The organism is Pseudomonas sp. 50_B (genome assembly GCF_017491625.1).
Taxonomy (GTDB): Bacteria; Pseudomonadota; Gammaproteobacteria; order Pseudomonadales; family Pseudomonadaceae; genus Aquipseudomonas; species Aquipseudomonas danubii.
The window spans coordinates 112,764-138,106 of the sequence record NZ_JAFGYX010000013.1; the positions used below are offsets into that span (position 1 = coordinate 112,764).

Genomic DNA, 25,343 nt, shown 5'->3' on the forward strand with positions numbered 1-25,343 from the left:
GGTCAGCTAATGGGTGCGATTTGCAGCCCTCTAGGCTAACCTGCGCCGATGTTTTATGAGGTCGACTATGCACATCCATATTCTCGGTATCTGCGGCACTTTCATGGGCTCGATGGCGGTTCTGGCTAAAGAACTGGGCCATCATGTCACCGGCTCCGACGCTAACGTCTATCCCCCCATGAGCACCCAGCTGCAAGCCCAGGGCATCGAGCTGACTCAAGGCTATGACCCGGCCCAGCTGGACCCGGCTCCGGATCTGGTGGTGATCGGCAATGCCATGTCCCGGGGCAACCCGGCCGTGGAGTATGTGCTGAACAAAGGCCTGCCCTATGTTTCCGGCCCGCAGTGGTTGGCGGACCATGTCCTGCAAGGGCGCTGGGTCTTGGCGGTAGCCGGCACCCACGGCAAGACCACCACCAGCAGCATGCTGGCCTGGGTACTGGAGCATGCCGGCATGAGCCCGGGCTTCCTGATTGGTGGGGTGCCGCAGAATTTCGCCGTTTCGGCCCGCCTGGGCGACACACCGTTCTTCGTGATCGAGGCCGATGAGTACGACAGCGCGTTCTTCGACAAGCGCTCGAAGTTTGTCCACTACCGCCCGCGCACCGCAATCCTCAATAACCTTGAGTTCGACCATGCGGACATCTTCCCTGACCTGGCAGCCATCGAGCGGCAGTTCCACCATCTGGTGCGGACCATTCCCAGCGAAGGCCTGGTGATTCATCCCACCACCGAACCTGCCTTGCAGCGGGTCATCGAGATGGGCTGCTGGACGCCGGTGCAGACCACCGGTGCCGATGGTCAGTGGCAGGTCAAGTTGCTCAGTGCCGACGGTTCGGCCTTTGAAGTGATGTTCGAGGGCGTGAGCCAGGGCGTGGTGGAGTGGGAACTGACCGGGCAGCACAACGTGGCCAATGCCCTGGCGACGCTGGCCGCTGCTCGTCATGTTGGCGTGGTGCCGTCGATGGGCATTGCTGGCCTGAGTGCGTTCAAGAGCGTGAAGCGCCGCATGGAGAAGGTCGCCGAAGTGCATGGCGTGACCATCTACGATGACTTCGCCCACCACCCGACGGCCATCGCCACCACCCTGGACGGCCTGCGCAAGCGGGTCGGCGACGCACCGGTGATCGCCATCATCGAGCCGCGCTCCAACTCCATGAAGCTTGGCGCCCACCGTGATGGGCTGCCGGAAAGCGTCAACCAGGCCGATCAGGTGATCTGGTACGCACCGGCCAACCTGGGCTGGGACCTGGCGGCAACGGCGGCCTTGTGTTCGGTGCCATCGATTGTCAGCGACTCTCTGGAAGGCATCATCGAACGGGTGAAAAGCCAGGCCAAGCCGGGCACCCAGGTGGTGATCATGAGCAACGGCGGCTTCGGCGGCCTGCACGGCAAACTGGCCGAGGCACTGCAATGAGCAACGGCCCGGAACGCATCACCCTGGCCATGACCGGTGCCTCGGGCGCCCAGTACGGTTTGCGCCTGCTGGATTGCCTGGTGCGTGAGGATCGGGAAGTGCACTTTCTGATCTCAAAGGCTGCGCAGTTGGTCATGGCCACGGAAACCGATGTGACCCTGCCGCCCAAGCCGCAGATGATGCAGGCCTTTCTCACCGAGTACACCGGTGCGGCGGCGGGGCAGATCCGGGTGTACGGCAAGGAAGACTGGATGTCGCCGGTAGCCTCGGGTTCCGGCTCGCCGGCGGCGATGGTGGTGGTGCCTTGCTCCACCGGCACCTTGTCGGCGATTGCTACCGGGGCTTGCAACAACCTGATCGAACGGGCTGCGGACGTGACCCTCAAGGAGCGCCGGCAGTTGATTCTGGTGCCTCGCGAGGCTCCCTACTCCAGCATTCATCTGGAGCACATGCTCAAGTTGTCGAACATGGGCGTGACTATCCTGCCGGCCTCGCCGGGTTTCTATCATCAGCCGCAGACCATCGATGACCTGGTGGACTTCGTCGTGGCGCGGATTCTCAATCTGCTGAACATCCCCCAGGACATGTTGCCGCGCTGGGGCGAGCATCATTTGAGCAGCGATGAATAAATCCCTGCTGATGCTGCTGGCTGCCCTGCAGTTGGGGGGCTGTGCCACGGTCCGCACCTTGAACGCTGCACAACCTGGGGCGCCGGTGGTGTATTCGGGGACGCGCCTGGATCTTTATGCCATGCAGGGTGGTTGCTGTGCCATGGACCGCTTTGGCGCCGAGGCACCGAGCTATCCGGGAGTAGACCTGCCGGCCAGCGCCTTGCTCGATACGCTGTTGCTGCCGTTGTCGGTGCTGACAGTGTTGGGGGTGGGGTTTCAGGCAACGGGCGGGTTGTAGTGTTTCGCCGGCAATCCGGTTCCTGCAGCTATGTGCAGGAACCGGATTGCCGGCGAGTGCTTTATTTACCTAGCTTGCGCAACTCATCGGATTCGACGACCCGAGTGCCGCTTTGCTCTTCCAGGGCCAACCGCCACATGGCGCGTGCCAACTGGCAGGCTTCGATGCCGTGGTACTTGCCCGGGATCAGTCGCGACAACGGGCCGGCCAGTTGTTCGGTCAGGCGCGGTTCGATCCGGTCTCCCAGCAGCAGTGACGGCCGGCAAATGGTCAGCTGTGGCCAGCCCTGCTGCTTAAGGGCCTCTTCCATTTCACCTTTGACCCGGTTGTAGAAAATCGATGACTTGGGGTCGGCGCCCAGGGCGCTGACCACTATCAGGTGCCGCGCGCCCATTTCCAGGGCGCGTTTGCCGAAGGCCACCACCATGTCCAGGTCCACCGCGCGAAAGGCCGCTTCGGAACCCGCCTGCTTGATGGTGGTGCCCAGGCAGCAGAAGGCGATCTCCACCTTGCCGCTCAGTTGCGGCAGGAATACCGCCGGATCGCCGACGGGGTTCTCCAGGCGTGGGTGCTTGCTTAGCGGGCGTCTGCTGGGTGCCAGAACACGAATGATGGTGGGCTCGTTGAGCAGGCGATCGAGCAGATGCTCTCCGGTCAGTCCGGAGGCGCCGGCGAGCAGGATATGCTGAGGCGTCAAGTACATAGTCATTCCCCCTTGATACTGTTTCAGCTTAGTTGCTCTGTGCTTCCTTGCTGCCTATAGAGACACTTTGCAGCGCTTTTCGTGCCTGCTGTTTGCGCAATTGTTGCCAATGCGCGATCACGCCTTTGGGGGCCCAGATCTGTGGTTCTGACGCTTCGAAACCATCGGCCTGTTCACGTTCGGCCACAGTGGCCCGGGCCAGCTTGAAGGCGTGCTCCAGGTCGTCGGTCTGGTTCAGTGCCTGGGCGAACATAGCATCGCCGAAGTAGGTGAAGTCGGCTTCTTCGGAACAGCCGAAAGATACCCGGTCGGCCTGGGAGGCGGTCATGATCAGGGTTCGTTCGTCCTTGAGCGCAGGGATGAAACCGCCCGAGTAGCAGGACGAGATGACGATGATCTTGTCGCGGTTTTTCAGGGGGGCCAAGGCGATGGCCAGTTCATCGGCTGGTAGGTCGGTCAACTCCATGCGCGGCTGATCCAGTACCAGTTCGTGCTCGCTGGTGCCATGGCTGGTGAGGTAGATGAACACCAGGTCCTCGGGGCCGCTGCGTTCGGCCAGGGTCTGTGCGGCGCGGCGCAGGTTCTCCCGGGTGGCCATGGGCCGGTTCATCAGGTGGTCCCGGTGGTTGACCAGGCGGATCTGACCGTAGGCGCCGAAGCGGCTCGCGAGCATGTTGCTGACGTAGTCGGCTTCGCGCAGGAAGACACTCTGCTTGCCGTCGCCGGCCAGGGTCAGGCTATAGAGTTCGATGGTCGGGCTGGAGGCAGGCACCGCATCGAGGGCCTCCTTGAGCAGGCGACCCTGGACCAGCAGAGCAGTTTCCAAGGGGTCCGGCAGTAGTTTGCCGTCGGCGTCGCGAACCCGCATGCCATTGCTCCAGATACCGCTTTGCACACTGCCATCGCGCAGCACCAGCACACCGTGGCCCTGGTAGTTGTCGCTGTCGAAGCCGCCGATGTAGAAGCTGCCGTCACTGAGGTTCAGTCGTCCTTCGCCGCTGAAGCGCCAGTCGCTGAAGGTGCCGACATAATGGCTGCCATCGGCGCCGATCAGCTCGCCCTTGCCACCCAGGGCGCCTTCCTTGAACTGGCCGATCCAGACGTCGCCGTCGGAGTTTTCGTAGCGGCCCTTGCCATTGAGCTGGTTGTGTTTGAAACCACCGACATAAATGTCGCCTTCGGCGCTGTTGAAGGTGCCGTTGCCTTCCAGTTGGCCGTTGACGAAGTTGCCGCTGAACTGGTTGCCGCTGGCATCGCTGCGCTGGCCTTCGCCATTGGGCTTGCCCTTGGCGAATTGCCCCTGGTACTGGCTGCCGTCCTCCAGCTCCAGGCGGCCCAGGCCCGAGTACAGGTCGGCCTTGAACTCGCCGCGATAGGTCATGCCGTCTTCTTTGAGGGTGCCTTCGCCGTCCCGGCGGCCTAGTTTGAAGCCGCCGCTGTAGCTGCTGTCCTTGGTGGTCAGGGTGCCTTGCCCGTGGAACAGCCCTTGCTGGAACTGGCCGCGATAGACCTCGCCATTGCTCCCGTGCCATTCGCCCTGGCCATGCCATTGGCCCTTGTCGAACTGGCCGGCGTACCAGCTGCCGTTGGGGTAGTCGATGCGTCCCTGTCCCTGGAGCAGGCCATTGACCAGGTCGCCGCGATAGCGCCCGCCGTCGGGCAGTCGGGCATCGGGCGGCAACAGCGATTCGCCGTCTCCGCAAGCGCTGAGCAAGAGAGTCAAGACCAGGGGTACAAGTGGGCGCATAACGGGTTCCGGATAATTAGGGGACCGAGTATGCCGCAGCGGTGTGACTTATATATAGAGAGGTTGAGCGAAACAGCATGAGCTGTTTCGCATCAGGGACATTTCAGACGAAGCAGAGCGAAAGAGGCTCAGCGATATAGGCAGGTTTTTCCTCGCCGTCGATTTCCAGGGTGGCCGTGGCCTTGAGCAGCCATTGGCCGGGTTTCTTCTCGGTGACGTCGGTCAGTTCGACCTTGAGACGCACCTTGGAGTCGACTTTCACCGGCTGGATGAAGCGCACGCTGTCCAGGCCATAGTTGACCACCATCTTCAGGCCCTCGGGCAGCACGAGGATGTCTTCCATCAGTTTGGGGATCAGCGACAGGGTCAGGAACCCGTGGGCGATGGTGGTGCCGAACGGCGTTTTCGCTGCCTTGACCGGGTCCACGTGAATGAACTGGAAGTCGCCAGTGGCTTCGGCGAACAGGTTGATACGCTCCTGGTCAATGGTGAGCCACGCGGAACGTCCGAGTTCCTTCCCGACATAATCTTTGAGCTCTGCAACAGGAACATAGGGCATTGAGACTCTCCTTGGTTCAACGATTTTTTAGTATTCGACCCAGTGCTTTGTGGTCTGAAGTATCCACTTTAGATCATCATGGCGATCCTTCCCGGTAAACATCCATGCTTTTGGCGAATGCCGGTTCATAGCGCCTGCGTGCTTATAATGCGCCACGGGATCTGGCTGGAGAGGCGGTATGTTGTTACGCGGTTTGACATGGCTGGTGCTGTTCCAATTGCTCGGCACGGCGCTCAATCATCTGCTGTTGCCCGTACTTCCCGGGCCGATCATCGGCCTGTTGTTGCTGCTGGTTTTTCTGGTGGTGCGCGGCGAAGTGGGCGAGCCGTTGAACCTGGCGGCCAGCAGTTTGCTGCGATACCTGCCGCTGTTACTGGTGCCGCCTGCGGTCGGAGTGATGGTCTATGCCCGGGATATTGCCGCGGACTTCTGGGCGATCAGTGGCGCGCTGGTGCTGTCTCTGGTGATCTCCATGGCCTTTGTCGGTGTGCTGATGCAGCGCCTGGTCAAGCGCCAGTCCCGCCAGGAGGACAGTCAATGAGTGTTGATTGGCAAGGCGCCTGGGCGGCGGTGATTCACCATCCGCTGTTCGGCATCGGCATCACCCTGGGTGCCTACCAGTTGGTGCTGGCGGCCTTTGAGAAAACTCGCTGGATGTTCCTGCAGCCGGTACTAGTGTCCATGCTGCTGGTGATCGGTGTGCTGCTCGGCTGTGGTTTGAGTTATGCGGAGTACCGCAAGAGCACCGAGATTCTGAGCATTCTGCTGGGCCCTGCCACGGTGGCCCTGGCGGTGCCCCTGTACCTCAACTTGCGGCGCATCCGCCAATTGTTCTGGCCGATATTGACTACGCTGGTGGTGGGCGGGGTGCTGGCCACCGGCCTGGGGGTACTGCTGGGGTGGTGGTTCGGTGCTGAGCACATGATCCTCATGACCATGGCACCCAAGTCGGTGACTTCGCCGATCGCTATGCTGGTGGCCGAGCAGATTGGTGGCGTCGCGGCTCTGGCGGCGGTGTTCGTGCTGATTACCGGGGTGATCGGGGCGATCTTCGGCCCGAGTATCCTCGACCGCCTGGGCGTTCATGGGCCTGAGGCGCGAGGCATGGCCCTGGGCATGACCGCCCATGCGGTGGGCACTTCGGTGGCCTTGCAGGAGAGTGAGGAGTGCGGCGCCTTTGCGGCGCTGGCCATGAGTCTGATGGGCGTGGCCACGGCGGTACTGCTGCCGTTGGCGGTGTCTTTGCTGGTTTAAGGATGGGTGTATGAGCCTGGCGCTGTTTCCTTTGAATACTGTGCTGTTCCCTGACTGCATCCTCGATCTGCAGATTTTCGAGGCGCGCTACCTGGACATGATCGGCCGCTGCATGAAGCAGGGTTGCGGCTTCGGGGTGGTGTGCATCCTGGAGGGCGAGGAGGTCGGTACGGCCGCGCCAGGCTATGCCCTGGTGGGGTGCGAAGCACTGATTACCGACTTTCACCAGCAGGACAATGGACTGCTGGGAATCAGGGTCAAGGGTGGTCGACGCTTCCGCGTGCTGGAGAGCGAAGTGCAGAAAGACCAACTGACGGTGGCCCAGGTCCAGTGGCTGGCGGAGGCTGCGGAGCAACCATTGCAGGATGAGGACGCAGACCTGATCGCGCTGCTCAAGGCTCTGGCCGAGCATCCGATGGTGGAGGCCCTGGACATGGGCAGCGAGGCCCAGGGGCAATTGTCCCTGGCCAATCAGCTGGCCTACCTGTTGCCCTTTTCCGAACAGGACAAGATCGACCTGCTGCAACTGGATGATCCGCAGCAGCGTCTCGATGCCATCCAGCAACTGCTGGATGAACTGCAGGGCGAGCTCTTCGCCTGAGACCTGAACCTCTAGCGGCGGCTACAGGTTGCCGCCTGCACGCTTAATAGGCGTATCGCAGCAGGGCGTGAGGCAGATGCCGTGTCGCCATGAACCCGCACAACAGCAGCATGACTGGCAGTAGCAGCCACCAGACCTTGGCCGACATCGGCTTGAGCGATTCTTGCCATTGAATCAGGGTCAGGCTGGCGGCGCAGACACAGGTCGCGAGCATGGCACCGGCGAGAATGTCGGTTGGCCAATGAGCCCCCAAGTAGACCCGGGACAAGGCAATGGATGCCGCCGGCAGGCAGCCCAGCAGCAGCCAGGTCAGGCGCATTCGTGGTGGCTGGCCACGGCCTGCCAATACCGCCAGGGTCAGGAACAGGGCGAAGGAGCCAGAAGAGTGCCCGCTGGGCATGCTGAAACTGGTGAGGGGCTCGGTCAGGACCTCGGGACGTACCCGCGCAAAGAACCATTTGCTGGCAGTGTTGGCCAGTGCGGTGCACATCAGGGTGGCGCCGGCGAATACGGCGTGACGCCATTGGCGCAGGGCCAGAAGTAGCAGGGTCAGTACTGCGCTGATGATGAACATGGCGCGAAACTCGCCGATCTGGGTGACCATCACCATGATCTTGTCCAGGGTCGGGTTCCGGTGTTCCTGCACCAGGGCGATCAGCCCCTGGTCGAACTGCGTGAGATAGGGGTAACCGATGAACAGCCCTGCCAGGATCAACAGGCTCAGGCCGGACATCAGCAGGGTAGCCCGACGATGGCGACGCAGGCTGCTGGCGACGCTCAAGCCGATCAGTATTGCGAGGCTGCCAGCTACCACACCGGCTTGTGGCCAGAAGCCTTCGGGCAGCGGCAGGCGAATCGCCGCACCCGTGGCCCAGCCTGGCAGCAGGTAAGCCACCGACCAGCCCGCGGCTGCCAGCAGGCTGACGGCGAAAAATCGTACAAATGGCATGTCGAACATGCCGGCAACCATTGGCAACATTGGCCGCAGCGGGCCGATGAAGCGTCCTACCAGCAGACTGGCGATGCCGTAACGCTGAAAATAGGCTTCGGCGCCGTTGATCCATTCCGGATGATGGCGCAGTCCCGGCAGGCGCCGGATGCTTTGGTGAAAGTGACGCCCCAGCAGGTAGGACACCACGTCCCCGAGCAAACCGCCGAACAACCCCAGAAGCAGGGTTTCTCCCAGTGACAGCGCGCCGTTGCCCGCCAGCACGGCAATCGCGAACAGTAGCACCGTTCCCGGAACGATCAGGCCGGCAATGGCCAGGCACTCCACGCAGGCCACAATAAATACAGCGGCGGCCAGCCATTGCGGGTTGGTGGTCAGCCAGGCGGTCACGCTGTCGAGCCATGGGCCCATAATTTCAACTCCATTGTCAGTGTCTGGCGGGTACGGGGTTGCGCTAATCAGTCGAGGATCAGGTAGTCGCGACCTTCGACTTGGCCACGGCGCAGCGGGTTCCGTGTGCAGTAGGGCGCATAGGCGGCATCGACGAAGCGGTACATCAGGTGTTCGTCACGACCGCGGGGGATACCCAGGCGGGTGGTCTGGATGATGTGCGGCACTGCGCTGCCGACGTCCTCGACGAAAAGGGTTTCGTGATCGAAGCGCTTTGCATCCCAGATTGGGACTTTCAAGCCCATGGCCTTGCACAGCAGGGTCTGGCCGGCGCATAGCTTTTGCGAGGGGCGCGGGCGGCCACTGGCGTCCGGGTTGTTCAGTAGCATCTGCGCCAGGCTGGCCGGGCCGGAGACAGTGTCAACCCAGGGATAGGCGGACTTGATCAGTACCGCATTGCCGGGCCCCTGGGCGCTGAAGTTCAACGAGTCGCCACCGCGTGCGTAATACATATAGATGTGGCCGCCATCGAGAAACAAAGCCTTACGCTTTTCTGTGTAGCCGAGGGAGGCGTGGCTGCCTTTTTCCTCGCAGTAATAGGCTTCGGTTTCGATAATGCGCGCGGATAACCACAGCTCGCCGACTTTATGGCGAATGACTTTGCCCAGCAGTTCACGGGCCAAAAGCTCGGCGTCACGGTCGAAAAAGCCGTCAGGCAAGGCTTTGGGCGGGTTCGCAGAGGTCAGGATGGACATGGTGACGAGGGTTATGGCGGAAAAAGTGACGTAATGGTAACAACTCCAGGCTTAATTCAGGCTGAACTGCGGGTATTTACACTCCATTTCGACCATCCGCCTGTGACCGCTGTCCGTGAACGGGCGCGACAGCTATAATCAGCCGCTTTCCTCTTTGCCAAGACCACACCAGACCATGACTGAGTCCGTTCTTGACTACATGACCCGTTTGGGTCGCGCTGCCCGCCAAGCTTCCCGGGTGATCGCCCGTGCCACCACTGCGCAGAAGAACCGTGCGCTGTTGGCGGCTGCCGATGCCTTGGACGCTGCGCGACCGGAGCTGACCGCAGCCAACGAGCAGGACCTGGCCAACGGCCGGGCCAATGGTCTGGAACCGGCTCTGCTGGATCGTCTGGCGCTGACTCCGGCGCGTATCGATGAAATGATCGAAGGCCTGCGTCAGGTGGCCAAGCTGCCTGACCCCATCGGTGAAATCCGCGACATGCGCTACCTGCCTTCGGGCATCCAGGTGGGCAAGATGCGTGTGCCCCTGGGAGTGATCGGCATCATCTACGAGTCCCGTCCGAACGTGACCATCGATGCTGCCAGCCTGTGCCTGAAGTCCGGCAACGCCACCATCCTGCGGGGTGGTTCCGAGGCCATTCATTCCAACCGTGCCATTGCCACCTGCATTCAGCAGGGATTGGCGGCTGCCGATCTGCCGCCTCACGTGGTGCAAGTGGTGGAAACCACTGATCGCGCCGCGGTGGGTGCGTTGATCACCATGCCCGAGTTTGTCGACGTAATTGTGCCTCGTGGCGGCAAGAGCCTGATCGAGCGGGTCAGCCGCGATGCCAAAGTTCCGGTGATCAAGCACCTGGACGGCGTCTGCCACGTGTATATCGATGTGGCGGCGGACCTGGACAAGGCGATTCGTATTGCCGATAACGCCAAGACCCAGCGCTACGCGCCGTGCAACACCATGGAAACCCTGCTGGTTCACGCCGCCATTGCCGAGCGCGTATTGCCGCCATTGGCTGCGATCTATCGCGACAAGGGCGTCGAGTTGCGTGGCTGCGAGCAAACCCGAGGAATTCTTGGCGCTGATGTGCTGCAAGCGACCGAAGAAGACTGGCGCACCGAGTACACCGCGCCGATCCTCTCGATCCGGGTGCTGGACAACCTGGAGCAGGCCATCGAACACATCAACACTTACGGCTCGCACCATACTGACTCCATCGTCACCGAGAACTTCAGTGACGCTCGGCGCTTCCTCAATGAAGTGGACTCCAGTTCGGTCATGGTCAATGCCTCTACGCGCTTTGCCGACGGTTTCGAATATGGCCTGGGCGCTGAGATCGGCATTTCTACCGACAAGCTGCACGCCCGTGGCCCGGTGGGCCTGGAAGGCTTGACCAGCGAGAAGTATGTGGTTTTCGGCGACGGTCACGTGCGCACTTGATGGGTAAACGTATCGGTCTGCTGGGCGGCACCTTCGATCCAGTGCATATCGGCCACTTGCGTGGTGCGCTGGAGGTGGCTGAATCCATGCAACTCGATGAGCTGCGCCTGACACCCAGTGCCAGGCCGCCGCATCGGGATACACCGCAGGTGTCGGCGCTCGATCGTCTGGCGATGGTCGAATATGCGGTGGCGGGCGTTTCACCCCTGGTGGTGGACGACCGTGAGCTGAAACGGGACAAGCCGTCCTACACCATCGACACCCTGGAGCAGATGCGGGCCGAGTTGGCCGCGGATGACCAGTTGTTTCTGTTACTGGGCTGGGACGCGTTTTGCGGCCTGCCCACCTGGCATCGTTGGGAAGAATTACTCCAGCATTGCCACATCCTGGTGCTGCAACGCCCGGATGCCGACAGCGAGCCACCGGATGCCTTGCGCAACCTGTTGGCGGCGCGCTCGGTGAGCGACCCACTGGCCCTGCAAGGGCCGGGGGGACACATTGCATTCGTCTGGCAGACGCCGCTTGCGGTGTCCGCCACCCAGATCCGTCAACTGCTGGCCAGCGGTAAGTCGGTACGTTTCCTGGTGCCTGACGCGGTCCTGGCCTATATCGATGCTCACGGACTTTACCGTGCGCCGAACTGAAGGAACGCTGCCGGCCTGTGCTGAGCGGCGCTCCAAACATACGAGCTGAACGAGTTTTATATGACTAACCAAGTAATGAAAGGCGAAGATCTGGTCAAGGTGGCTGTTGCCGCGCTGGAAGACGTCAAGGCCCAGGATGTCCTGGTGATCGATGTTCGCGACAAGCAAAGCATCACTGACTACATGATCATCGCCACCGGTACCTCCAATCGCCAGATCGGCGCGATGCTGGAAAAGGTCCGCGAGATGGTCAAGGCCCAGGGCGTGCGTCCGCTGGGTGAAGAAGGCAAGGGCGACAGCGACTGGGTGCTGCTGGACCTGGACGATGTGATCGTGCACATGATGACTGCCTCGGCTCGTCAGTTCTATGACCTGGAGCGTCTGTGGCAGGGCGCAGAGCAGAGCCGCGCGGCCGATGGCAAGCACCACAGCCCGGAGCATGGCCACGAGCACTTCACCAAGCTCAACAAAGACCAGCAATAAGGGACAGCTGTGCGCCTGCGTCTGATCGCTGTTGGTTCACGCATGCCCAAGTGGGTGGAAGAGGGGTGGCACGAGTATGCCAAGCGTCTGCCCTCCGAGCTGGCGCTGGAACTGGTGGAAATTCCGCTCAATACCCGGGGCAAGAACGCCGACGTGGCTCGCTTTATCCGTCAGGAAGGCGAAGCCATGCTGGCCAAGGTCGGGCATAACGAGCGCATCGTCACCCTCGAGGTGCACGGCAAACCCTGGAGCACCGAGCAGTTGGCGGTGGAACTGGATCGTTGGCGTCTCGATTCGCGCACCGTGAATTTCATGGTCGGCGGCCCGGAAGGGCTGGCGCCGGAAGTCTGTGCGCGAGCGGATCAGCGTTGGTCGCTGTCGCCGCTGACCTTGCCGCACCCGCTGGTGCGGATTCTCATCGGTGAACAGCTGTATCGCGCCTGGACCGTGTTGTCCGGGCACCCTTACCACAAGTAGCCCGCGCCCCTAATGTCCCAGCCGATCCGCATCAAGGACCACGAAAAAGACGCCCGTCTGGTGCGTAGCCGGGTCGTGTTCGGCGCCATTATGGTGGTCTGCCTGATTGGCGTGCTGATTGCCCGGCTGTATTACCTGCAGGTGATTCAGTACGACTATCACTCCACGCTGTCGGAGAACAATCGGGTGCATGTGCAGCCGATTCCCCCGACTCGCGGACTGATTTTCGACCGCAATGGCGTGGTAGTTGCTGATAACCGGCCCAGTTTCAGCCTGAGCATGACCCGCGAACGTTCCGGCAACTGGCAGCAGGTCCTCGATGTGATTGTCGAGGTGCTGGAACTGACCCCGGAAGACCGGGTGCTGTTCGAAAAGCGCATGAAACAGGGGCGGCGCCCTTTCGAACCGGTGCCGATCCTGTTCGAGTTGACGGAAGAGCAGATAGCCCGCATTGCGGTGAACCAGTTCCGTCTGCCCGGGGTGGAAGTGGTTGCGCAACTGGTCCGGCACTACCCGCAGGGCGCGCACTTTGCGCACTCCGTGGGCTATATGGGGCGGATCAACGAGAAAGAGCTGAAGTCCCTGGACCCGGTGAACTACAGCGGCACCCACCATATCGGCAAGACTGGCATCGAACGTTTCTACGAGCCGGAATTGCATGGCCAGGTGGGTTACGAGGAAGTTGAAACCAACGCCCGTGGCCGAGTGCTGCGGGTGCTCAAGCGCACCGATCCGATTCCCGGCAAGGACATTGTCCTGAGCCTGGATATCAAGTTGCAGGAGGCCGCGGAGCTGGCTCTGGGCGGCCGCCGCGGTGCGGTGGTGGCGCTGGACCCGAGCACCGGGGAAGTTCTGGCGATGGTCAGCCAGCCAAGTTTCGATCCGAACCTGTTCGTCACCGGTATCAGCTTCAAGGCTTATGCCGAATTGCGTGATTCCATTGATCGGCCGCTGTTCAACCGGGTGCTGCGCGGTCTGTATCCACCGGGTTCGACCATCAAGCCGGCGGTGGCGATTGCCGGGCTGGATGCCGGGGTGGTGACGGCCTCGTCCCGCGTTTACGACCCGGGCTACTACCAACTGCCCAACTACGATCACAAGTACCGCAACTGGAACCGAAGCGGTGACGGTTATGTCGACCTGGACACCGCGATCATGCGGTCCAACGACACCTATTTCTATGACCTGGCCCACAAGCTGGGGATCGATCGGCTCTCGGCCTACATGACCAAGTTCGGCATCGGCCAGAAGGTCTCCCTGGACATGTTCGAGGAATCCCCGGGGCTGATGCCGACTCGCGAGTGGAAGCGCGCCACCCGGCGTCAGGCCTGGTTCCCGGGAGAAACCCTGATTCTCGGGATCGGCCAGGGCTACATGCAGTCGACGCCGTTGCAACTGGCCCAGGCGACCGCTCTGGTTGCCAGCAAGGGCAAGTGGAACCGACCGCACCTGGCCAAGAGCATCGAAGGCGAGAAGCCGGTGGATCACAACCCGATGCCGGACATCGTCCTGCGCGACCCGTCGGACTGGATGAGGGTCAATCACGGCATGCAGCAGGTGATGCACGGCGCCCGCGGCACTGCGCGCAAGGCTGCGGTTGGTTCGCAGTACCGGATTGCCGGCAAGAGTGGTACTGCCCAGGTGGTGGCGATCAAGCAGGGCGAGAAATACGACCGCTCCAAGGTTCAGGAGCGCCATCGCGACCACGCCCTGTTTGTCGGCTTCGCCCCGGCGGAAAACCCCAAGATCGTGGTTTCGGTCATGGTCGAGAACGGCGAGTCGGGCTCCGGCGTTGCGGCTCCCGTGGTGCGCCAGGTGATGGATGCCTGGCTTCTCGGCCAGGACGGCCAGCTCAAGCCTGAGTTCGCCAGCCCTATCAGCGCGGAGGCTACGGCCCGTGAAGAGTAATTTTGACCGCATCCTCTCCAGTGAGGATGTGATGCGCCGTCGTGCGACGCTGTTGCAGCGCCTGCATATCGATGGCCCCTTGCTGGTGTTGCTGTTGACGCTGGCCGCCGGCAGCCTGTTCGTGCTGTATTCCGCCAGTGGCAAGAGCTGGGATCTGCTGGCCAAGCAGGCCACGTCCTTCGGCATCGGCTTGGTGTCGATGATTGTCATCGCCCAGTTCGAGCCACGTTTCATGGCGCGCTGGGTGCCTCTGGGCTATGTGTTCGGCGTGGTGTTGCTGGTGGTGGTGGACGTCATGGGCCACAACGCCATGGGCGCGACCCGCTGGATCAACATTCCCGGGGTGATCCGCTTCCAGCCGTCGGAGTTCATGAAGATCATCATGCCGGCGACCATCGCCTGGTACCTGTCCAAGCGCACCTTGCCGCCCCATCTCAAGCATGTGGGGATCAGCCTGATACTGATCGGCATTCCGTTCATCCTGATCGTGCGTCAGCCGGACCTGGGCACCGCCCTGCTGATCCTGGCCGGTGGCGCCTTCGTGCTGTTCATGGGTGGGCTGCGCTGGCGCTGGATTCTGAGTGTGCTGGCGGCCGCGGTGCCGGTGGCCATCGCCATGTGGTTCTTCATCATGCATGACTACCAGAAACAGCGAATCCTGACTTTTCTCGACCCCGAGAGCGACCCCCTGGGCACGGGCTGGAACATTATCCAGTCCAAGGCGGCCATCGGTTCCGGCGGGGTTTTCGGCAAGGGTTGGCTGCTGGGTACGCAGTCGCACCTGGACTTTTTGCCGGAGAGCCACACCGACTTCATTATTGCGGTCATGGGCGAGGAGTTCGGCCTGGTGGGCATTTGTGCGCTGCTGCTGATCTACCTGCTGTTGATCGGGCGCGGGTTGGTGATCACCGCTCAGGCGCAGACGCTGTTCGGCAAGTTGCTCGCAGGCAGCCTGACCATGACGTTTTTTGTTTACGTTTTCGTCAACATCGGTATGGTCAGTGGCTTGTTGCCGGTAGTGGGGGTTCCGTTGCCGTTCATTAGCTACGGAGGAACTTCGCTGGTGACGCTACTGTCAGCGTTTGGGGTTTTGATGTCGATCCATACCCATCGCAAGTGGATCGCGCAGGTTTGATTAAGGTGAAGAATTCAATGCAAGTAATGCGTGGCTGGGCTGCTCGGCATGCGCCGTGGGTCGGCCTGGTAAGCATCCTTGGTGCAGCGCAACCCGCGTTCGCCGGTGATTACGAAGGTTCGCCGCAAGTGGCCGAATTCGTTGGCGAAATGACCCGGGACTATGGTTTTGCCGGGGAACAGCTGATGGGGGTGTTCCGCGAGGCCGAGCGCAAGCAATCGATTCTTGACGCCATTTCGCGGCCGGCCGAGCGGGTCAAGCAGTGGAAAGAATACCGGCCGATGTTCATCACCGACGCGCGCATTGCCCGCGGTGTGGATTTCTGGCGTCAGCATGAGGCGGTTCTGGCTCGCGCCGAGCAGGAATATGGCGTACCGGCCCAGGTCATAGTGTCGATTATCGGCGTTGAGACCTTTTTTGGGCGTAATACCGGCAATTACCGGGTGATCGATGCGTTATCTACCCTGGGCTTCGATTATCCGCCCCGCGCCGAATTCTTCCGCAAGGAACTGCGCGAGTTCCTGCTGCTGGTCCGTGAAGAGCAACTTGATCCCTTGAGCCTCAAGGGCTCCTACGCGGGAGCCATGGGGCTGCCGCAGTTCATGCCGAGCAGTTTTCGCGCCTATGCGGTGGACTTCGACGGTGATGGCCACATCAATATCTGGACCAACCCGGACGATGCCATCGGCAGCGTTGCCAGCTACTTCAAGCGTCATGGCTGGGTGGCCGGCGAGCCGGTGGTGAGTCGCGCCGACGTGCGTGGCGATCGCGTGGACGAAGGCTTGACCACAGGGATAGAGCCGACCAAGACGGTCGGGGAGTTGCGGGCCTTGGGCTGGTCGAGTCATGATGCGCTGCGCGATGATCTGCCGGTCACCGCTTTCCGTCTGGAAGGTGACAGTGGCCCGGAATACTGGATGGGCCTGAAGAACTTTTACGCGATCACTCGCTATAACCGCAGCGTGATGTATGCCATGGCCGTACATCAGTTGTCTGAACAACTGGTCCAAGCACGGGGCGTCAAGTAATGCTGGCAATGCCAATCCGCAAACCCCTGAAGCTGGTGGCTTTTGCCGCGTTGTCCTTGTTGTTGGTCAGTTGCTCGACGAGCCGCTCGCCGCAGCACAAGTCCACGAGTGGCGTGCGCGCCATGCCGGGCCTGGACGTCAACCGTGCACACAAGGATGGCGCGCCCTGGTGGGACGTCGACGTCTCGCGCATTCCCGATGCGACCCCGACCCTGCACACCGGCCCGTACAAGGCCAACCCCTATACGGTGCTGGGCAAAACCTATTTCCCCATCCAGGAGTCCAAGAACTACGTGGCTTCCGGTACGGCGTCCTGGTACGGCACCAAGTTCCATGGTCAGAACACCGCCAATGGCGAGGTCTATGACCTGTACGGTATGAGTGCCGCACACAAGACCCTGCCCTTGCCCAGTTACGTGAAGGTCACCAACCTGGACAACAATCGCAGCGTGATCCTGCGGGTCAACGATCGTGGTCCGTTCTACTCCGACCGCATCATCGACCTGTCCTACGCGGCTGCAAAGAAGCTCGGTTATGCCGAGACCGGCACCGCTCGGGTCAAGGTCGAAGGCATCGATCCGCAGCAGTGGTGGGCCCAGCGTGGCCGTCCGGCGCCGTTGATGCTCAATGAGCCGCAAGTGGCGCAAAATAACGCGCCGGTGATCACGGCTTCGGCCGGTACTGTCGAGCAATGGACGCCGCCGCCCCAGCAACACGCTGCAGCGGTAGTTCCCGTACAAGTTAAAAACACTCCTGCAGCCGCCTCAGGCCAGTATCTGCAGGTGGGGGCCTTCGCCAACCCGGACGCTGCGGAGCTGTTGAGGTCTAAATTGAGCAGCATGGTGAGCGCCCCGGTGTTCATCAGCTCGATCGTACGTAATCAGCAGACGCTGCATCGGGTACGCTTGGGGCCATTCGGCACGCCGGGTGAGGCTCAGCAAGCGCAGAACAGTGTGCGCTTGGCTAACCTTGGCCAGCCCAGTGTGGTGACTGCCGAGTAAGAAGATTGAGGGTCCGCTTGCGGTATTGGGGGGCGGACCCTGGTTGTTGGCTCGTCGAACAACAAAAGCCCGGCAAGGGTCAGTGAGTGAGCAACTGAACACGCGACAGCCCTTTAGAAGGCTGTCTGAAATAGTTTTGCCCTCGGGCAAGTTTCCATTAGCAACTTCGAGAGACGGATGAACATCACCACCTTTGCCAAACGCCTGTGCCTGCTTGTCCCGCTGATCATCACGCCCGCCGCCTGGGCGGTCGAGGCGATGCCGTCGCCACCGCAACTGGCCGCCAAATCCTATGTGCTCATGGACGCCAGCAGCGGTAACGTGCTGGTGGAGAACAATGGTGACCAGCGCCTGCCACCGGCCAGTCTGACCAAGCTGATGACCGCTTACATCGCGACCCTGGAAATCCGTCGCGGCCAGATCGGCGAGAACGATCCGGTAACCGTCAGCGAGAACGCCTGGCGTACCGGCGGGTCGCGGATGTTCATCAAGGTGGGTTCGCAAGTCACCGTCAGCGACTTGCTGCACGGCATCATCATTCAGTCGGGCAACGACGCCAGCGTTGCGGTTTCCGAGCACATTGCCGGCAGCGAAGACGCTTTTGCCGACATGATGAACAAGACGGCTGCCGATCTGGGCATGAGCAACAGCCACTTCATGAACCCGACCGGCCTGCCGAACCCTGAGCACTACTCGTCGGCCCATGATATGGCGGTGCTGGCTCGCGCGATCATCCATGAAGACCCTGCCCACTATGCGATCTACTCGCAGAAGGAGTTCTTCTGGAACGGCATCAAGCAACCTAACCGTAACCTGCTGCTGTGGCGCGACAAGACCGTCGATGGTCTGAAAACCGGCCACACCGATGAAGCCGGCTACTGCATGGTGTCTTCGGCAGTACGTGATGGCATGCGTCTGATCGCCGTGGTGTTCGGCACCAACAGCGAGCAGGCCCGCGCCGCCGAAACCCAGAAGCTGCTGACCTACGGTTTCCGCTTCTTCGAAACCCAGACCTTCTACCAGAAAGGCACCGAGCTGGCTCAGGCGCAGGTGTGGAAGGGCACCTCTCATCAGGTCAAGGCCGGTCTGGCTGAAGATCTGACCATGACCATGCCTAAAGGCCAGTTGAAAAAGCTCGCCGCCAGCATGACCATGAACCCGCAACTGGTTGCGCCGATCGCCAAGGGCGACGTGATTGGTAAAGTCGAAGTGAAACTGGACGACAAGGTGGTGCACAGCGCTGACCTGATCGCCCTGGAAGCGGTCGACGAAGGTGGTATCTTCCGCCGCATGTGGGATAGCATCCGTCTATTCTTCTACGGCTTGTTCAACTGATATTGTCGACCTGCATGGCCCCCGCTCCGAAGTGGAGCGGGGGCCATGTCCGTCGTCCGGCTTACGAGGCCGTTACTGCCATGACAGACACTGACGTTAAGTCGCACAAGATTGAATTCCCCGTCGATGACTACCCGATCAAGGTGATCGGTGACACGGTTGTCGGCTTCAAGGACACCGTGATCGAGATCCTCGCCAAGTACGCCAAGCTGGACATCAAGTCCCTGGCCGAGCGTCAGAGCAGCAACGGCAAGTACACCACGGTACAACTGCACATCACCGCCACCGGTGAAGACCAACTGCGTGATATCAATAGTGCCCTGCGTGCTACCGGTGTCGTCCACATGGTGCTGTGATGCCACAGACGCTGGGCTTTCGTGAGCTTGGCCTGATGGCTTACGAGCCGGTCTGGCAGGCCATGCAGCGCTTTACCAATGAACGTGGCACCAGCGCCCCAGACGAAATCTGGCTGGTGCAGCATCCGCCGGTGTTTACCCAAGGCCAGGCGGGCAAGGCCGAGCATCTGCTGCTGCCGGGAGATATACCGGTGGTGCAGGCCGATCGCGGCGGACAGGTGACTTATCACGGTCCCGGCCAGTTGGTGGCCTACTTGCTGCTGGATGTGCGCAGGCTGGGATTCGGCGTGCGTGATCTGGTCAGTCGCATGGAGCAATGCCTGGTGGAGTTGCTGGCCAGCTACGGCGTGCCGGCGGCGGCCAAGCCCGATGCACCGGGTGTCTACGTCGAAGGGGCGAAAATCGCCTCCCTGGGCCTGCGTATCCGCCATGGATGTTCCTTTCATGGCCTGGCCTTGAACGTGGACATGGATTTGCAGCCGTTTCGACGGATTAACCCCTGTGGTTATGCCGGGTTGGCGATGACCCAGCTGAGCGACCATGCAGGGCCGATTGAATTTGCCGAGGTAAGTGCCCGGCTGCGTGCGCAGCTCGTCAAACACCTCGACTATGCTGAGCAGACGACCCTAACGGGCGGAATCGACTGATATGACTACTGCGCAAGACGCTGTTCAAACCCTGATCCCGACGGTGGATGTCTCCGAGCGGGCGCCACGTCCGAAAGTTGAAGCCGGCGTCAAATTGCGCGGTGCGGAAAAAGTTGCGCGCATTCCGGTGAAGATCATTCCGACCACCGAACTGCCGAAGAAACCGGACTGGATCCGGGTACGTATTCCGGTATCCCCGGAAGTCGACCGGATCAAGCAACTGCTGCGCAAGCACAAGTTGCACAGCGTCTGCGAAGAAGCATCCTGCCCGAACCTGGGCGAATGTTTCTCCGGCGGTACCGCAACCTTCATGATCATGGGCGACATCTGCACCCGTCGCTGCCCATTCTGTGACGTTGGCCACGGTCGTCCAAAACCTCTGGATGTCGACGAGCCGATGAACCTGGCAGTGGCCATCGCCGACCTGCGCCTGAAGTATGTGGTGATCACCTCGGTGGACCGCGACGACCTGCGTGACGGCGGTGCCCAGCACTTTGCCGACTGCATTCGCGAGATCCGCAAGCTGTCGCCGAACGTACAGTTGGAAACCCTGGTGCCCGACTACCGCGGTCGCATGGATGTAGCCCTGGAAATCACCGCTGCCACGCCACCGGATGTGTTCAACCACAACCTGGAAACCGTGCCGCGCTTGTACAAGGCTGCGCGTCCGGGCTCGGATTACCAGTGGTCGCTGACCTTGCTGCAGAAGTTCAAGCAACTGGTGCCCCATGTACCGACCAAGTCCGGCTTGATGCTGGGCCTGGGCGAAACCGACGACGAAGTCATCGAAGTCATGAAGCGCATGCGTGAGCACGACATCGATATGCTGACCCTTGGCCAGTACCTGCAGCCGTCCCGCAACCACTTGCCGGTTCAGCGTTTCGTGCATCCGGATACCTTCGCCTGGTTCGCCGAGGAAGGTTACAAGATGGGCTTCAAGAATGTCGCTTCGGGCCCGCTGGTACGTTCCTCGTATCACGCCGACGAACAAGCGAAACTGGCCAGAGAAGGCCTGGTTTCCTGATTTGCCTGCCCGCAAGGCTTGGGTCTTGCGGGCAGTTTCCCGGCTCTTTCGAGCACCTCTGCAGTCTCGGTTGTTTTTCGCCCACCCGGTCGCGTCATCCTCTTCTGTTTAACGAGATTCATGGCTACTGTGCTTGAGTGAATTCACACAGGGAGAATCTGCATGCCCATCCAACCGACTGCTGCCCTTCATGCTCACCTGCCGGTGCCGGCACTGGCTGCGGAAGGCGTCATCGGCCTTATTGCCCCCGCCGGTCCCGCAGTGCTGGATACCGAAAAAGCCTTTCAATGGATGCGTTCCCGTGGCTATACGCTGCGGATCTTTCCCGGCGTTGGCCAGCAGGAGGGATATCTGGCTGGCAGCGACGAGGTGCGCCTCGATGACTTGCACAGCGCATTTGCCGATAGCCAAGTCGACGCCATTGTGTGCCTGCGCGGGGGCTATGGCAGTCCGCGTTTGCTGGACAAGATCGACTTTGAGTTGCTGCGACGCAACCCCAAGCCCTTTGTCGGCTACAGCGATATCACCGCCTTGCACCTGGCGATCAACCGCTATGCCGGGTTTGTGAGTTTTCACGGCCCCATGCTCAATGCCGACCTGCTGGGTGACAAGCAACCGCCAACCGAGGCGTCCTTTTTCAACCTGCTCCGGGGCCAGGTAAAGGCGGGCAGTCTGCTGTCTCATCCCGTGGCTTTCCCATTGACCACTGTGGAGCCGGGCATTGCGTTGGGTCCGCTGTTGGGGGGAAATCTGTCGATGATTGCCTGCACGCTGGGCACGCCTTACGAAATCAATACCGACGGCGTCATCCTGTTTATCGAGGACGTCAACGAGCCGTTGTACCGTATTGACCGCTTGCTCAATCACCTGCGGCTGGCCGGCAAACTGGACAACCTGCGGGGCGTCTTGGTGGGGGATGTGGCCGGTGTGGACTTCAGCGCATTGTGCCGCCTGCTCAAGCAGACCTTCGAGCCGCTGCGGATTCCGGTGCTGGCAGGATGGCGCAGTGGCCATTGTGACCCGAACCTGACTTTGCCCATGGGCGCTCTGGTCAGGCTGGACGCAGGGGCGAGGGAGTTGACCCTGGCACAGGACGTGGTGTTCAAGTAGGGCTGGCCCTGGCGAAGGGGGAAGCCCTTCGCCAGCTCCGGGCTTAGCGGTTGCGCAGGCTGTCCAGCAACTTGTGAGTAGGGTAGCCGTCTGCGGGCCAACCCAATGCTTGCTGGGCGCTACGAATGGCTTTGCGGGTGTTGGCTCCGATGATGCCGTCGGGGTTGCCGGCGTCATACTGGTTGGCGTTGAGCAGGCTCTGCAATTCGATGCGCTCGGAGCGGCTCAGGGGCAGGTCGTCCTTGGGCCAGTCGCCACTGATCAGGCCGGCGCCGCCGAAGCGTTCGGACAGCAGGTTGACTGCCAGGGCGTAGGACGATGAGTTGTTGTACCTGAGCACCGCACGGAAGTTATCCAGGATCAGGAACGCCGGCCCCCGATAACCCGCAGGCAGCAGCAACGAGGCGGACAATTGCTCTGATCCGTAAGGCAACGCCTTGCCATTGGCGGTTGTCATCCCCAGGCGCATCCACTCGGCCACGGTCTTGCGGGTGGACGCATCGGCCAAGGCATAGTCGAAGCCGCTGTTGAGCTGGACTTCAACACCCCAGGGCTGGCCCTTTTGCCATCCTGAGCTTTGCAGATAGTGAGCGGTGGAGGCCAGGGCGTCGGCCGGGCTGTTCCAGATATCGCGCCGACCATCGCCGTCGAAGTCCACAGCGTGGGTGTTGTAGGTGGTTGGAATGAATTGGGTCTGGCCCATGGCCCCGGCCCAGGAACCCAGCATCTTCTCTGGCTGGATATCGCCGTGTTGAATGATCTGCAAGGCGGCAATCAGCTGGCTGTTGGCAAAGGCTGGGCGCCGTCCTTCATACGCCAGGGTTGCCAGGGAGCGAATCACCGACTTGTTGCCCTGGAAGTCACCGAAATTGCTCTCCATGCCCCAAACGGCCACCAAGGTCTGGCGATCAACCCCATAGCGCTGTTCGATCCGTTGCAGGATGTCGCTGTACTGGACCAGCAGTGCCTTGCCCTTGCGTACCCGTACCGGGGACAGCGCGCCATCCAGGTATTCCCAGACGGGGCGGGTGAATTCCGGTTGGCTGCGGTCGGCCTTGATCACGCTCATATCCGGGGTGATCCCGGCGAAGGCACGGTCGAATACATCGGCGCGAATCCCGGCGCCCAAGGCTTCGGCGCGGAATGTGTTCATCCATTCATCGAAGGTCTGAGTGGGCTGGATGTCCAGATTGTCGACGGCCAGTGGTGCGACGGTGGCAGGTGCGGCAAGGGGGGCTGCCTGGAGGTTGGGTAGCGGCTGGGCGTCGGCGGCAGTGGGTTTCTCCGCGCAGGCGACGAGTAGAACAAGGCTGGAGGCAGCGATCAGTTGGCGCATGTGCCAACGACGAGAAAGACAAAAGGGCATGCACAGGTCCAGAGAGAATAACAATCAGGTGCAGACCTTATCATGCCAACGGGGTTCAGGGCTTTAGGCGGCCAGAAAGTAAGAAGCCTCCCAGCTTTTAGACTGGAAGGCTTCGCGGCGGTAGCTGCCTTTGCCCTTGGCCGGGCGTTCCTGACGGCTGCGGAACAGTGGCTGGGCGATGATGGATTTGGCCTTGTTGGGGCCATGCTTGGATGGCTTGCTCATGGTGAGTGCTCGCTGTTTCAGGAATAGAAGTGTTGCGGCGCGAATCATCGGCCAGAGTGGAGTTGCTGTCTAGGGTCTGTTCCTGTTTGGTGACGAGCCGCGTTGCTGGGTCAAACGAGAACAGACCCTAGTGCAAGCAAAAGATAAGTAGCGCGATTATTCGGCAGGCAGGGCCAGGCGTTGGCCGGCCATCAGCAGCGACAGCCGGCTCAGGCTGCTCCAGGGCGAACCACTGGCTTGGCCCTTGATCTGGGCATCAATGCGCTGGGCATCCAGTAGCAATTGGCCCCAACGTTGCGCCGAATAGCGCTGCAAGGCTTTGCTCATCAGGGGTTTGCGCTTGTCCCAGACGGGAGGGCGAGCCTGACTGAATACCTTGTCCAGTGGCACACCCTGGCTGAATTGCAGTGCCAGGTTGGCCAGCAGTCGCAGTTCCCGGGACAGGGCCCAGAGAATGACCGGCGGTTCGACGCCTTCGCCCCTCAGTCCCTCAAGCATGCGCAAGGCGTGGGCGGCCTCGCCGTTGAGAATCGCATCCACCAGCCCAAACACGTCGAAGCGAGCGCTATCGGCCACGGCGGCCTGTACCGTTTCGACGGTGATCTGCCCGCCTTCGGCCATCAGCTTGAGCTTTTCGATTTCCTGTGCGGCCGCCAGCAGGTTGCCTTCTACCCGGGCGGCGATCAGCTCCACGGCGTCCTGGCTGGCGGACAGGCCGGCCTGTGACAGGCGCTGGCGAATCCACTGTGGAAGCTGGTTGGCGTCCACCGGCCAGATCTGCACGAACTGAGTCTGGGCACCTTCGACCAGGGCCTTGCCCCACTTGGTCTTCTGTGCGCTGCCGTCGAGCTTGGGCAGGCTGATCAACAGCACCGTGTCTTCGGCCGGACGCGAACAGTATTCGATCAGTGCTGCTGCACCCTTGTCCCCAGGCTTGCCCGAAGGCAGGCGCAACTCCAGCAGGCGCTTTTCTGCGAACAGCGACATGCTGGCCCCCGCTTGCAGCAGGGTGCCCCAGTCGAAGCTGGCATCGGCGCTGAAGACCTGGCGCTCGTCGAATCCCTGCTGGCGCACGGCAGAGCGAATGGCGTCGGCGGCTTCCTGGCACAGCAGGGGATCGTCGCCGCTGATCACGTAGACCGGCGCTAGTGTGCCTTGCAGGTGTTTGCCGAGTTGGGCGGGGGCGAGTTTCATAGGCGGGGGCCAGAGGGGCGCCTGAGCGCCCCGCAAGGCTTACTGGTTCGGCAGTTCCAAGGGAGACTGTTGCGGAGTTTCCGCCTCAGCCTTGCGTGCGGCTTCCAGGGCCTCGGCTTCTGCCTTGGCTTTGGCCTCGGCGGTAGCCTGCAACTGAGCAAGCTGTTCCGGGGTCAGCAGTTGCAGGCGGATCAGCATGCGCTGGATCAGGTCGCGACGCATTTCTTTGCGGGTTTCCGACGATTCCTGATCCGAACCGGTGATGTTGTTGCCGTCGTGCAGGAAGACTTTCTGCACTTCCAGCTTGTCGTTGAGCAGGTGCAGGTTGTCGTGAGTCAGGATCTCGTACCTGAGGGTTGTGCTGATCTCGTATTCGGCCGAGCTGCCACCGCCGGTGTAGCTGAGCGTGCGCTGGGAGTTTTCCTCATTCAGCAGCACCAGCTTGTAGGGCGCGCCGGCATGGACCCGTACGCCACTGTTTTCCAGTTGCTGCTGGAGCATTTTCACGGTGGTGCCGTAGGCGTCCCGAGCACTCAGGTCGAGCTCCTTGATGGTCAGCTCCTGGGTTCCCGTGCCGCGCAACTGGAAGCCACAGGCGCTCAGCAGAACAGCCAGGCCCATCACCAGCAGGTTACGTTTGATCATGTATTGCTCCCCTTGAAACCATATGGGCCAACCTTGTGGC

At 61.4% G+C, this 25,343-nt stretch carries 27 protein-coding genes and 1 pseudogene; 19 read left to right on the forward strand and 9 right to left on the reverse strand.

Annotation, left to right across the window (positions count from 1 at the left end; translation table 11 throughout):
• Nucleotides 1-67 precede the first annotated feature (67 nt).
• Genes mpl through J5M73_RS19470 form a run of 3 tightly spaced genes read left to right on the forward strand, consistent with a single transcriptional unit; the run spans nt 68 to nt 2,326 of the window.
• Entirely contained in the window at nt 68-1,417 is a 1,350-nt protein-coding gene (mpl, locus tag J5M73_RS19460; RefSeq protein ID WP_102865333.1) for a UDP-N-acetylmuramate:L-alanyl-gamma-D-glutamyl-meso-diaminopimelate ligase, read from the forward strand.
• On the forward strand, nt 1,414-2,046 hold the full coding sequence (gene ubiX / locus J5M73_RS19465) for a flavin prenyltransferase UbiX (RefSeq protein ID WP_102865334.1): 633 nt from the start codon (nt 1,414-1,416) through the stop codon (nt 2,044-2,046). The genes mpl and ubiX overlap by 4 nt, the downstream gene beginning before the upstream one ends.
• Nucleotides 2,039-2,326 (forward strand): YceK/YidQ family lipoprotein, encoded by a 288-nt coding sequence (locus J5M73_RS19470; protein ID WP_102865335.1) that lies wholly within the window; start codon nt 2,039-2,041, stop codon nt 2,324-2,326. Before ubiX ends, J5M73_RS19470 begins: the two co-directional genes overlap by 8 nt.
• Nucleotides 2,327-2,387: 61 nt before the next feature.
• Here J5M73_RS19470 and J5M73_RS19475 read toward each other — a convergent pair whose 3' ends face one another.
• The 3 genes from J5M73_RS19475 to J5M73_RS19485 all read right to left on the reverse strand — a co-directional run bounded on the left by J5M73_RS19475 (nt 2,388) and on the right by J5M73_RS19485 (nt 5,335).
• On the reverse strand, nt 2,388-3,029 hold the full coding sequence (locus J5M73_RS19475; RefSeq protein WP_102865336.1) for an oxidoreductase: 642 nt from the start codon (nt 3,027-3,029) through the stop codon (nt 2,388-2,390).
• A gap of 28 nt (nt 3,030-3,057) precedes the next feature.
• Nucleotides 3,058-4,776: a C13 family peptidase gene (locus J5M73_RS19480; protein ID WP_102865337.1), complete on the reverse strand. Its 1,719-nt coding sequence runs from the start codon at nt 4,774-4,776 to the stop codon at nt 3,058-3,060.
• Between the two features lie 103 nt (nt 4,777-4,879).
• Complete coding sequence (locus J5M73_RS19485; protein WP_102865338.1) at nt 4,880-5,335, reverse strand: MaoC family dehydratase; 456 nt, start codon at nt 5,333-5,335, stop codon at nt 4,880-4,882.
• A 178-nt stretch (nt 5,336-5,513) separates the two neighbouring features.
• Between J5M73_RS19485 and J5M73_RS19490 the strand changes: the two genes are divergently transcribed.
• From J5M73_RS19490 to J5M73_RS19500, 3 genes are read left to right on the forward strand one after another with little or no spacing between them, the layout of a single operon-like run.
• On the forward strand, nt 5,514-5,876 hold the full coding sequence (locus tag J5M73_RS19490; RefSeq protein ID WP_115581012.1) for a CidA/LrgA family protein: 363 nt from the start codon (nt 5,514-5,516) through the stop codon (nt 5,874-5,876).
• Nucleotides 5,873-6,589 carry an LrgB family protein gene (locus J5M73_RS19495; protein WP_102865340.1) on the forward strand — a complete coding sequence of 239 codons (717 nt, stop codon included), beginning with the start codon at nt 5,873-5,875 and terminating at the stop codon, nt 6,587-6,589. The genes J5M73_RS19490 and J5M73_RS19495 overlap by 4 nt, the downstream gene beginning before the upstream one ends.
• A 10-nt stretch (nt 6,590-6,599) precedes the next feature.
• Entirely contained in the window at nt 6,600-7,190 is a 591-nt protein-coding gene (locus J5M73_RS19500; RefSeq protein WP_102865341.1) for an LON peptidase substrate-binding domain-containing protein, read from the forward strand.
• Nucleotides 7,191-7,233: 43 nt separating this feature from the next.
• Here the strand turns inward: J5M73_RS19500 and J5M73_RS19505 are convergent, their stop codons facing one another.
• Nucleotides 7,234-8,550, reverse strand: a complete 1,317-nt coding sequence (locus J5M73_RS19505; protein WP_102865342.1) for a bifunctional DedA family/phosphatase PAP2 family protein — start codon at nt 8,548-8,550, stop codon at nt 7,234-7,236.
• Nucleotides 8,551-8,597: 47 nt separating this feature from the next.
• A complete protein-coding gene (locus tag J5M73_RS19510; RefSeq protein ID WP_102865343.1) occupies nt 8,598-9,284 on the reverse strand; it encodes a DNA-3-methyladenine glycosylase in 687 nt (228 codons plus the stop codon).
• Nucleotides 9,285-9,459: 175 nt separating this feature from the next.
• Between J5M73_RS19510 and J5M73_RS19515 the strand changes: the two genes are divergently transcribed.
• The 13 genes and pseudogenes from J5M73_RS19515 to J5M73_RS19575 all read left to right on the forward strand — a co-directional run bounded on the left by J5M73_RS19515 (nt 9,460) and on the right by J5M73_RS19575 (nt 21,873).
• The gene (locus tag J5M73_RS19515; protein ID WP_102865344.1) at nt 9,460-10,725 is read left to right on the forward strand and encodes a glutamate-5-semialdehyde dehydrogenase; all 1,266 of its coding nucleotides are present in this window, start codon (nt 9,460-9,462) and stop codon (nt 10,723-10,725) included.
• Nucleotides 10,725-11,369: a nicotinate-nucleotide adenylyltransferase gene (nadD, locus tag J5M73_RS19520; RefSeq protein ID WP_102865345.1), complete on the forward strand. Its 645-nt coding sequence runs from the start codon at nt 10,725-10,727 to the stop codon at nt 11,367-11,369. The genes J5M73_RS19515 and nadD overlap by 1 nt, the downstream gene beginning before the upstream one ends.
• Before the next feature lie 78 nt (nt 11,370-11,447).
• Nucleotides 11,448-11,852, forward strand: a pseudogene (rsfS, locus tag J5M73_RS19525) (ribosome silencing factor); the annotation flags it as partial.
• A 9-nt stretch (nt 11,853-11,861) separates the two neighbouring features.
• A complete protein-coding gene (gene rlmH, locus J5M73_RS19530; RefSeq protein ID WP_011063671.1) occupies nt 11,862-12,329 on the forward strand; it encodes a 23S rRNA (pseudouridine(1915)-N(3))-methyltransferase RlmH in 468 nt (155 codons plus the stop codon).
• A gap of 12 nt (nt 12,330-12,341) precedes the next feature.
• Nucleotides 12,342-14,237: a penicillin-binding protein 2 gene (mrdA, locus tag J5M73_RS19535; protein WP_102865346.1), complete on the forward strand. Its 1,896-nt coding sequence runs from the start codon at nt 12,342-12,344 to the stop codon at nt 14,235-14,237.
• Between the two features lie 31 nt (nt 14,238-14,268).
• The gene (gene rodA / locus J5M73_RS19540; protein ID WP_102865347.1) at nt 14,269-15,372 is read left to right on the forward strand and encodes a rod shape-determining protein RodA; all 1,104 of its coding nucleotides are present in this window, start codon (nt 14,269-14,271) and stop codon (nt 15,370-15,372) included.
• 17 nt (nt 15,373-15,389) lie between these two features.
• The gene (mltB, locus tag J5M73_RS19545) at nt 15,390-16,400 is read left to right on the forward strand and encodes a lytic murein transglycosylase B (protein ID WP_102865348.1); all 1,011 of its coding nucleotides are present in this window, start codon (nt 15,390-15,392) and stop codon (nt 16,398-16,400) included.
• Nucleotides 16,400-17,401, forward strand: coding sequence for a septal ring lytic transglycosylase RlpA family protein (locus J5M73_RS19550; RefSeq protein ID WP_102865349.1), 1,002 nt, complete (start codon nt 16,400-16,402; stop codon nt 17,399-17,401). Before mltB ends, J5M73_RS19550 begins: the two co-directional genes overlap by 1 nt.
• A 177-nt stretch (nt 17,402-17,578) precedes the next feature.
• The gene (locus J5M73_RS19555; RefSeq protein ID WP_102865350.1) at nt 17,579-18,736 is read left to right on the forward strand and encodes a D-alanyl-D-alanine carboxypeptidase family protein; all 1,158 of its coding nucleotides are present in this window, start codon (nt 17,579-17,581) and stop codon (nt 18,734-18,736) included.
• Between the two features lie 80 nt (nt 18,737-18,816).
• A complete protein-coding gene (locus J5M73_RS19560; protein ID WP_011063665.1) occupies nt 18,817-19,092 on the forward strand; it encodes a DUF493 domain-containing protein in 276 nt (91 codons plus the stop codon).
• Nucleotides 19,092-19,739, forward strand: coding sequence for a lipoyl(octanoyl) transferase LipB (gene lipB / locus J5M73_RS19565; protein ID WP_102865351.1), 648 nt, complete (start codon nt 19,092-19,094; stop codon nt 19,737-19,739). Before J5M73_RS19560 ends, lipB begins: the two co-directional genes overlap by 1 nt.
• 1 nt (nt 19,740) lies before the next feature.
• Nucleotides 19,741-20,763: a lipoyl synthase gene (lipA, locus tag J5M73_RS19570; RefSeq protein WP_102865352.1), complete on the forward strand. Its 1,023-nt coding sequence runs from the start codon at nt 19,741-19,743 to the stop codon at nt 20,761-20,763.
• Between the two features lie 162 nt (nt 20,764-20,925).
• Nucleotides 20,926-21,873 carry an LD-carboxypeptidase gene (locus tag J5M73_RS19575; RefSeq protein ID WP_102865353.1) on the forward strand — a complete coding sequence of 316 codons (948 nt, stop codon included), beginning with the start codon at nt 20,926-20,928 and terminating at the stop codon, nt 21,871-21,873.
• 43 nt (nt 21,874-21,916) lie between these two features.
• On the opposite strand, the gene J5M73_RS19580 is transcribed toward J5M73_RS19575, so the two are convergent.
• The 4 genes from J5M73_RS19580 to lptE form a co-directional block, all read right to left on the reverse strand.
• Nucleotides 21,917-23,239, reverse strand: coding sequence for a lytic murein transglycosylase (locus J5M73_RS19580; RefSeq protein WP_207816014.1), 1,323 nt, complete (start codon nt 23,237-23,239; stop codon nt 21,917-21,919).
• 63 nt (nt 23,240-23,302) lie between these two features.
• Nucleotides 23,303-23,464, reverse strand: a complete 162-nt coding sequence (gene arfA, locus J5M73_RS19585; protein WP_007927093.1) for an alternative ribosome rescue factor ArfA — start codon at nt 23,462-23,464, stop codon at nt 23,303-23,305.
• A gap of 156 nt (nt 23,465-23,620) precedes the next feature.
• Nucleotides 23,621-24,658 carry a DNA polymerase III subunit delta gene (holA, locus tag J5M73_RS19590; protein WP_115581007.1) on the reverse strand — a complete coding sequence of 346 codons (1,038 nt, stop codon included), beginning with the start codon at nt 24,656-24,658 and terminating at the stop codon, nt 23,621-23,623.
• 39 nt (nt 24,659-24,697) lie between these two features.
• The gene (lptE, locus tag J5M73_RS19595) at nt 24,698-25,303 is read right to left on the reverse strand and encodes an LPS assembly lipoprotein LptE (RefSeq protein WP_102865356.1); all 606 of its coding nucleotides are present in this window, start codon (nt 25,301-25,303) and stop codon (nt 24,698-24,700) included.
• Nucleotides 25,304-25,343 lie beyond the last annotated feature (40 nt).